This window comes from Sporosarcina sp. P34, assembly GCF_002743375.1.
Classification (GTDB): Bacteria; Bacillota; Bacilli; order Bacillales_A; family Planococcaceae; genus Sporosarcina.
Map to the genome: position 1 here is coordinate 173,751 of NZ_PDZC01000007.1, position 8,837 is coordinate 182,587.

Annotated in this window: 7 protein-coding genes; 1 reads left to right on the forward strand and 6 read right to left on the reverse strand. The window is 40.7% G+C overall.

Annotation, left to right across the window (positions count from 1 at the left end; translation table 11 throughout):
* The first annotated feature begins 37 nt into the window (after window positions 1-37).
* Window positions 38-2,176, forward strand: a complete 2,139-nt coding sequence (locus tag CSV63_RS11830) for a type IA DNA topoisomerase (RefSeq protein ID WP_099695983.1) — start codon at window positions 38-40, stop codon at window positions 2,174-2,176.
* An 85-nt stretch (window positions 2,177-2,261) separates the two neighbouring features.
* On the opposite strand, the gene cls is transcribed toward CSV63_RS11830, so the two are convergent.
* The 6 genes from cls to CSV63_RS11860 form a co-directional block, all read right to left on the reverse strand.
* The gene (gene cls / locus CSV63_RS11835; RefSeq protein ID WP_369823844.1) at window positions 2,262-3,746 is read right to left on the reverse strand and encodes a cardiolipin synthase; all 1,485 of its coding nucleotides are present in this window, start codon (window positions 3,744-3,746) and stop codon (window positions 2,262-2,264) included.
* Between the two features lie 469 nt (window positions 3,747-4,215).
* Window positions 4,216-4,872 carry a hypothetical protein gene (locus tag CSV63_RS11840; protein WP_099695984.1) on the reverse strand — a complete coding sequence of 219 codons (657 nt, stop codon included), beginning with the start codon at window positions 4,870-4,872 and terminating at the stop codon, window positions 4,216-4,218.
* Window positions 4,873-5,019: 147 nt separating this feature from the next.
* Window positions 5,020-5,424, reverse strand: coding sequence for a hypothetical protein (locus CSV63_RS11845; protein ID WP_099695985.1), 405 nt, complete (start codon window positions 5,422-5,424; stop codon window positions 5,020-5,022).
* Window positions 5,425-5,498: 74 nt separating this feature from the next.
* A complete protein-coding gene (locus CSV63_RS11850) occupies window positions 5,499-6,878 on the reverse strand; it encodes a sensor histidine kinase (protein ID WP_099695986.1) in 1,380 nt (459 codons plus the stop codon).
* Window positions 6,875-7,546 carry a response regulator transcription factor gene (locus CSV63_RS11855; RefSeq protein WP_099695987.1) on the reverse strand — a complete coding sequence of 224 codons (672 nt, stop codon included), beginning with the start codon at window positions 7,544-7,546 and terminating at the stop codon, window positions 6,875-6,877. The genes CSV63_RS11850 and CSV63_RS11855 overlap by 4 nt, the downstream gene beginning before the upstream one ends.
* The gene (locus CSV63_RS11860; RefSeq protein ID WP_099695988.1) at window positions 7,543-8,349 is read right to left on the reverse strand and encodes a YihY/virulence factor BrkB family protein; all 807 of its coding nucleotides are present in this window, start codon (window positions 8,347-8,349) and stop codon (window positions 7,543-7,545) included. The genes CSV63_RS11855 and CSV63_RS11860 overlap by 4 nt, the downstream gene beginning before the upstream one ends.
* Window positions 8,350-8,837 lie beyond the last annotated feature (488 nt).

Sequence of the window (8,837 nt, forward strand, 5' to 3'; positions counted from 1 at the left end):
AGAACGAACGTACTACGAACGAAATGGAGGTGTTTCCATGAAACCGGTCATCCTAGCTGAAAAACCAAGCCAAGCAAAGGCCTATGCAGATGCATTCACTACACGTAAACACGACGGCTATACAGAAATTCAACCGTGCGACATATTCCCTCAAGGTGCCTTCATCACATGGGGCGTCGGGCATCTCGTGGAATTAAAAGAGCCGCATACATACAATCCCGCCTGGAAACGTTGGTCACTCGGCAGTTTACCTATTTTACCGGAACGCTACGAATTTCAAGTTGCACCAGGAAAGTACAAGCAATTTCAGGTCGTTAAAAAGCTTATTCGCGCAACCGATCACGTCATCAATGCATGCGACGTGGATCGTGAAGGTTCAAATATATTTTATTCCATCTACTATATGACGGGTGCTCGCAACCAGAAGATTGAACGACTATGGATTAATTCGCTGGAATCAGATGAAGTACGTAAAGGCTTCGAGAATCTACGGGATAATCGTCAAGATCTACAACTGTATGAAGAAGCCAAGGCGCGACAAATCAGCGACTGGCTCGTTGGGATGAATGGTTCTCGGCTCTATACACTCCTGTTGAAAGCCAAAGGAGTTCAAGAAGTATTCCCTATCGGTCGTGTGCAATCACCTACTGTTTATTTGATTTATCAACGTCAGCGAGAAATCGAAACGTTCGTATCGGAACCTTTTTTCGAAGCGGAAGCCATTTTTACTGCGGAGCACGGTACGTATAAAGGAAAAGCGAAACTCAAGGAGCCAAAGCGTGAATTAATTGCGGAAGCACTCAACAGCCGCAATATTACAAAACGGACGCCAGGGGTCATCAGTGAGCTGACCCATACAGATAAACGTACGCCACCGCCACAGTTGCATTCACTTTCCACATTACAAGCAACTGCTAATAGACGATGGAAGGCAAGCCCTGCGACTGTGTTGAAAACTATGCAAACATTATACGAAAAGAAGCTTGTATCGTATCCGCGGACCGATACACGTCATATCACGCCAAGTGAATTCAACTACTTAATAGAGGCCGTTGAAGACTATCAAAAAATAATCGAGCATCCTTTTGAAGTCGTTTCCCGTACACCGAAAAAAAGATATGTTGACAGCTCGAAAGTACAGGAGCACTATGCCATCATCCCGACGAAAAAGCTACCGACTCCTGCAGCACTGACAAAGTTGTCACCACTTGAGCGCAATCTTTATGAAGAAGTCATTCGAACGACATTAGCTATGTTCCATCGGGATTACTTATATACAGAAACGAAAGTAACGACCGATGTAAACGGTCTGCCATTCTTCACAACAGGCAAAACAGAACGCGACAAAGGATGGAAAGAACTTTTTGCTGCGCCACAGAAGGCAAAGGATGCCGAAGAACCCGCCTTACCGCCACTTGAGAGAGAGGAAACCGTGCAAAGTGAAATTGGTATCAAAGAAGGTGCGACACAGCCTCCAAAACCTTATACAGAAGGCCAGTTGATCGCTATGATGAAAACTTGCGGGAAGTTGGTGGAGGATCAAAGCGAAACGGAGATTTTAAAGGAGATCGAAGGGCTCGGTACTGAAGCTACACGAAGCAGCATTATTGAGACGATAAAAAAACACGGGTATATTTCTGTGACAAAAAATATTGTGTCCATCACTGACAAAGGCCGCGTGCTATGTCAGACCATCGAGGGTAGTCTGCTTGCCAGCCCTTCCATGACAGCGAAATGGGAAACGTACTTGAAGAAAATAGGTAATGGCGAAGGAACAGGTCAACATTTTCTAAGCAGTGTATCGAAATTTATTCAAAAACTGATTGAAGACGTACCTGTCCAACTGGAGAAACAAACGATTGATATTGTGCTGCCCCCTCGGACTCCTTCAGGCAAAGGTTCGTACACACGAACTGAAGTCGCACCCTGTCCAAGATGCGGCAAAGGCAACATCATTGAACATCCTAAATTCTACGGCTGTAGTAATTATAAAAATGGTTGTAAGCAAACCTTCCCAGGCCACTTCCTAAAAAAGAAACTCACTGTGCCTCAAGTGAAATTATTATGTACTAAAGGGCAAACAAATGTCATCAAAGGCTTCACTTCCGCTGACGGGAAAAAGTTTGATGCTTCATTGGAGCTAAAAGATGGGAAACTGAACTTGGTCTTTATGTAAATAATATACTGACATGAAAAAGAAGTAGCACAAAGCTGCTTCTTTTTTATTATATTCTCGTTACGTATATTATATTTCTAACACTTTAGAGTACGGGAGACAACAACCGTGAAATCGATTGCTTAAACTTAATCAGTAATGACCGCTCTTCATAACGTTCCTTCGTCAACTTAGAACTACGTTCCGAGTCTTGACGGAAGAGCTCAGTTAGTTGCGCGGCTACTTTGTCATCATAGACAATGGCAGTCACTTCAAAATTCAATCGGAAACTACGTGAATCTATATTCATAGTACCTACTACCGCCACTTCTTCATCAACTACAATCGTTTTCGCATGCAAGAAGCCATTCTCAAATAATAATATCTTGGCTCCATAATCAAGCAAGTCACCGACATACGACCAAGTAGCCCAGTAGACAAACGGGTGATCAGGCTTACATGGAATCATTATCTGTACATCGATGCCTGACAGCAACGCAATTTTGCAGGCATCCATAAAGCTTGTATCTGGAATAAAGTACGGTGTCTGAATGTAGACACTTTTTTTAGCAGACAATAATAACTTGATATACATATTCTTCAAATGTTCTGTCTCGGAATTCGGACCACTTGAGACAATTTGCACTGGACTTGTACCTATATGTTTTTCGGTTTGAAATAGGTAATCTCCCCAATCTCCCGGTTCCTTTTTACTGGCCTGATGCCAATCTAAAATGAATTTCGCTTGAATATGATTGACCGCACCGCCTCTAATCCTGAAGTGCGTATCACGCCAATAACCAAACTTCCTATCAAGTCCTAGGTACTCGTCTCCGACATTGAAACCGCCTATATACGCAATTTCTCCGTCAATGATACAAAGCTTCCGGTGGTTTCTATTATTGATCCGAAAGTTTACCAGACGAAACAGTGATGGAAAGAATACCTCCACCCCACCTCCTGCTGCACGTAATTCATTATAGAATCTGGGGGGAGTTTTCTTCGACCCTACTTCATCATACAAGAGCCTAACTTTTACTCCCTCTTTCGCCTTTTGAATTAACAGATCACGCAGCTTAGTCCCGAGAGAATCAGACTGAATGATATAATACTGGACATTGACCTCTTTCGTAGCCGAGCGAATATCCTCAAACAATGCAGCAAATTTTTTATGACCATCGTCAAAAATTTTAATATGATTATCTTTAGAAAGCAATGCATGAGATGATTTTAGATTCATATGGATTAATTCCGTATATCTTCTTAGTAAGGTGTTGTTTTCAAGTATAGCTAAGTTTTCTGGCAGTAATTGCTTATCAACTTCCGTTTTCTCAGCCTTTCTTTCTGCAATAGAAAGATTATAGAAATTTTTTTGTTTTAAACTGCGCCCAAAGAATAGATAAATAAAGAAACCGACGATTGGAATGAATACTAGAACCATAATCCACGCCCATGTATTTCCTACATCTCTTCTTTCGATAAATAAAACCCATGCTAATAGCAAGATATTGAGTATCGTGACAATAGATAAAAGCAGTGTAAGGACGTTGCCAAATTGTATATCAATCAACATCCCTTCCATTCCTATCATTTTTTGCACTCCATTTCATTAGAAAGTAGTCTTTAATATAGAATACAGCCTGAATTCTCACTGTCATTTATATGAATTTCATCGAGAAGAGAATTCAACATGCAATCAGAACACTTTCAAAAATGAAAAATGATAAAAGTTAAGGGTCTATTCATTTTTTCATACATATTATAAATAATCATGCCATTGTTGCATGTTGATCAATGTAAAGGGAATACTTACGGATTAATTGTCGTCTGGATATTCTAACCTGTTAGTGTATTAATATATGAAAAAAGAAGGTAATCCATACAGGTGTCATTTTATTTCTCTTTGAGTTGCAAATACCCGTAAATATCATTAAAGTATTATCAATTTCCCGAGAAATAATATAGCAATAACCCATGTTTTTCATTTGATAGTAGACATGGTAATGAGATAGGGAGTTAATCTGAAACTATCTTAACAGAATGACATCCATATTACCTTTCTACACGGAATCTTCTGTACCACTAAAAAATTCTTCTTTCAATCGTTTTCCATATGCTTGTCCACTTTCACCACGCTGCCTCGGAAACTCTTGCATCACGATAGGTAATACCCTTTCCCATAGAACATTCATCACATAGATGTCTCGATCAAACTGATAGTCCAGTTCATTTAATGTTAATTGTAGCGATTTCGCGTACTTTCTTTTTTCCGCATCCCATATCGTTGAAACATTCTCTTTAATGTATGCATCAATTTCATCTTCTGTCAACGTGATCCCATAAGCTTCTTCCGCGATTGCTAAAGCATCTTGATAGTGATCCGTTTGCTTCTCTGCGATTCCCCTTAAAAATGGAGAAGAGTGCTCTTGCTCAGTTAAATTGTTTTTCACACGTAAGCGAAACTCCGTCTTATTTGTTGAAAACGATTGGTCTAGCTGGCTAGTATGGATGCCAGATTGAATAGACGCCAGCTCTCCTTTTATTTCAGGCATATCTTTTAGCACTTTTTCTACAGATTGATTCATCTGAGCATAATCTATTCCTATCGTTTCAATCTTCTGTTGTTCTGAACTCGCCGTTTGTTTAATTAACAACGTCCCAGCGATTAAGACAGTAAAACAAATCATTATGAGGTGAAACCGATTGCGAGCAGTCATAGTCTTTCGCTCCTTCATCTGTTAGGTCGCTCAATTATGTCACAGGAGTACTAAAATATTTGTTGAAACAACTGAATATTTTTAAAAACATTTCAATATATTTCGACAAAAAACCAGGAACCCGGCGCTAACCGAATTCCTGGTTTTTTATTGACGTGCAGTAGTTGTTTTCTCGATCATAAAGGTTACGACTACGAATAAAGCAAAACTTACTAATAATACAGTCCCACCAACGATGTATAAGATGAGCGCGAATACTTCATTAACATTGAAGGGTTGCATGAATTGTAACCACATCCCCGCTGTTAAACCAATTGCACCGATGATCCCTGTCCAGCCTTGCAATGTTAGTAGCTTTCTAGCACGGACTCGGTAAATCTTGTAAAACACACCCCATGAATACACTGACAACCAACCTACAAGTAAAATATGCGCGTGAATTGGACGGAATGCGTACGAACCCGCCCCCGCCATATGAGAACCGAGTACTGTTCCAATCAAACCAAAAATCGCTGCAATACGAATCAATCGTAAACTCCACTTTTCTTGCATGTTATATTTCCTCCTGTCATTCTTTTACTACACTAATCCTAACACTCCAAGATGAACGGAAGATGAACGGATTGTTACAGTGTAGGTAAATACACGATAAATGTTGTACCTACATCTAACTCACTGATTACTTCTATTCGGCCGTCATGAAGTCGCACTACTTGTTCAACTATAGATAATCCCAGGCCTGTTCCTTCTACTTCACGCGTTCTCGAGTGATCCGCACGATAGAAACGATCAAATATTCGGTTCTTGGTTTCAGAGGACATGCCAATTCCTGTGTCTTCAATAGAGAAACAGATTTCATTTGCTTTCTCGGTCAGTCGGATATCAATCGTTTCTCCATCCGGTGAATACTTCAATGCATTCGACAATAAATTCTCCCATACTTTCTCAAGAAAAGCAGGATCACCTTTATACGTGACCTCTTCAGTTTCGAGCATGACGGAAATCTCTTTTTCTTGCAATAACCACTGAAACTTCCGAACTGTTTCCTTTACTTGCTGATCCACACGGAATACTCTTTTCTCCAGTGGGGAGACTAGTTGATCGAGTGACGTCAGCAATAATAACTGCTTTGTCAAAGTTGAAAGTCTTTCTGTTTCTGATTGAATAATTCCTGCATAACGTATGCGTTCATTAGCCGGCAGCTCTTCGTCCGATAATAAGTCTGCATAGCCTTTAATATTCAATAGGGGTGACTGAAAATCATGTGACACATCACTTACAAATGCTTTTCGAATTTGGTCGTTATCACTTAAACGATCAACCATCTGTTGAAAACTTTTTGCCAGTTGCCCAATTTCGTCACGTCGTTCAATCGACAGCTTGCTAGTAAATTGCTCTTCACCGACCTTCTTCGTCGCTCTTGTCAATACGATAATTGGTGCAATCAACTTACGAGCCACAACTAGCATGGCAAGAATACTGATAATTGCCATGACAATGACCATGCCACCAAGTAAATAGTGAATTTCCGTAAAGAGCATTTTAATATCTGGCCGCAAAAATAATGCATACGTCTGGCCTTTGTACATAAAAGGTACACCTACTGTATTAGCAGACTCATTAGAGAAATAACCCGTTACAAATGTCTCTGCCTTCTGCTCCCGCATACCATGGTAGACTTCACCACTATAGACCTTCTGAATCGCTTGTTCTTCAAGATTATCATCGCGGAACGCTTCTCCATAGACAGTCGAGTTGCCGGTAGGCAGTTTGACTAGCAATTTATAACCTACTCCAGCCAGCATATCGAAGTATGCCGGCAAATCTATACTATCATTCGCTTCAATGAACAATGCAATCTCCTCGGCAACTTTAACATTCTTCGCATCGTTCTCACCTTTTAAGTATCGATGATAGTATGTATTGACGGCCAGGAATGCTACAATCGCACTCGCCAGCATAATACCAACCGTTATAACAACAAACTTCCCATACAACGACTTCATTCCGAAACCTCAAGCTTATAACCAACACCACGTATCGTTACAATTTTCACTTGATCCGTAAGCTTCTCGAGCTTATCGCGTAAACGCTTGATATGGACACTCAGCGTCTGCTCATCCCCCTCGTAATCAAAGCCCCAAACACGCTCTACTAACACTTCTCGTGTAAATACCTGACTATGACGAGAAGCCAGTACCGACAACAATTCAAACTCCTTTAATGGAAGTAGCAATGACTTCGTACCAAGCACCACTTCATAACTCTGTCGATTGATCACCAAAGGACCGACCTGAATCATCCGATCCACTGCTTTGTCATAACGTCGCAAAATGGCATGGATGCGAAATAATAACTCTTTCCGCTCAAATGGCTTCACAAGATAATCATCCGATCCGGCCAAAAAACCGCGCTCCTTATCTTCCATCTCGCCTTTAGCCGTCAGCAATAAAACTGGAATTTCCGTATCTTCACGGAGTTTCTTCGTTAGCATATAGCCGTCCATGCCTGGCATCATCACATCTACCACCGCTAAGTCTGGCCATTCCTTCTCTACCACCTCAAGCGCTTCAAGTCCATTCATCGCCTTCACAACGGTATATCCCGCCTGTCGTAAATGAATACTAACTAACTCCAAAATATGTATATCGTCATCTACTACTAAGATCTTCATTTAGACCGTCCCTTTCTTTTACACTCTGCATTCAACAAACCTGAAAGAATTATAATCACTGCCGTTAAATAAAACCATAACACCAGCATGATAATTCCAGCTAACTGTCCATATAGCCTTGAATAATCTACCCTTGATACATACTCTCCGAATAATAAGGACACGAACTGCCAGCCAAATGCTGAAAGTAATGCCCCCGGCAACGCTTCTTTCCATCTCATCTTTCCGGTCGGCATAAGTTGATAAAATAACAAGAAGAACAAAAGTAAAAAGAATGTACCTAGACCCCATTTTATATTAGGCCAAATGTACAACCAACCTTCCCATGCGTCTAGTACATCATAATATGCGATAACGGTATGCATAAGATTTTCAATCAACGGCAAAAATAGCGACATAGGTACGATTAGCATGAAAAGAACTGTTACGCCAAGATTACGGATTATACTTATCCATAGAGGCTGCTGAGAAAGCCTCCGATTCGCAATGTCCAATGAACGGGCAAATGATTGTACGGCGACCGATGTCGTCCATAATGCAGCGAGCACACTGAGTGCAAGCAATTTACCATGACTTTTATAGAGTACGGACTGGACGCTTTGCTCGATCAGTTGAAAAGATTCATCTGGCACAAATGGATGTAGTAACGCTAAAATACTAGCCTCTTCCACAGGCAGAAATTGCACAATAGACAGCACTACAAGCAAAAAGGGCAATACTGAAAGCAATAAATAATAAGCATTCTGCGCTGCCTGATCAAAAAAGCGTTCTTTAAAGAAGCGTTTAATTATCGTCATGATCATAGAATCCCCTCCACTGCTATCGTACGTATCTTACTATTAATATACCCCAACAAGCTATAGACTATTAGGTTAAATGAAATGTTTATATTGAAATTTATTGTTTATTAGAAGAACTAATGAAAAGGATGAGTGTGTGGAAAGTAATTGGTTGAAGTGACTTTGCATTGGAATTACATGGCCATTAGTCATGAATTAAAGTGCAGATAAGCGGAGCAAAAGTGTGTCTGGAAGGCTTTATTGAGCGGGTTAACGAAACGATAGAGCGCATGGCACGCTTCATAGAGCGAATAAACGAGACGATAGAGCACATGACATGCTTAATAGAGCAGTTAGGCAAGACGATAGAGCGCTTACCATGATTTATTGAGCACCTAACCAAGATCGACAATCTCTCGACTCTGAACTTAGTTCATATTTAGTATTAAACACAAAAAAGCCACTCCCCAAAGGGAATGGCTTCGCATGCCTAGCAACGTCCTACTCTCACA

What these genes read in the sequence shown, in the direction of transcription:
- CSV63_RS11860 (WP_099695988.1), bottom strand. Translation starts at nt 8,349, where the DNA reads ATGATCATGACGATAATTAAACGCTTCTTTAAAGAACGCTTTTTTGAT.
- cls (WP_369823844.1), bottom strand. Translation starts at nt 3,746, where the DNA reads ATGATAGGAATGGAAGGGATGTTGATTGATATACAATTTGGCAACGTC.
- CSV63_RS11845 (WP_099695985.1), bottom strand. Translation starts at nt 5,424, where the DNA reads ATGCAAGAAAAGTGGAGTTTACGATTGATTCGTATTGCAGCGATTTTT.
- CSV63_RS11855 (WP_099695987.1), bottom strand. Translation starts at nt 7,546, where the DNA reads ATGAAGATCTTAGTAGTAGATGACGATATACATATTTTGGAGTTAGTT.
- CSV63_RS11840 (WP_099695984.1), bottom strand. Translation starts at nt 4,872, where the DNA reads ATGACTGCTCGCAATCGGTTTCACCTCATAATGATTTGTTTTACTGTC.
- CSV63_RS11830 (WP_099695983.1), top strand. Translation starts at nt 38, where the DNA reads ATGAAACCGGTCATCCTAGCTGAAAAACCAAGCCAAGCAAAGGCCTAT.
- CSV63_RS11850 (WP_099695986.1), bottom strand. Translation starts at nt 6,878, where the DNA reads ATGAAGTCGTTGTATGGGAAGTTTGTTGTTATAACGGTTGGTATTATG.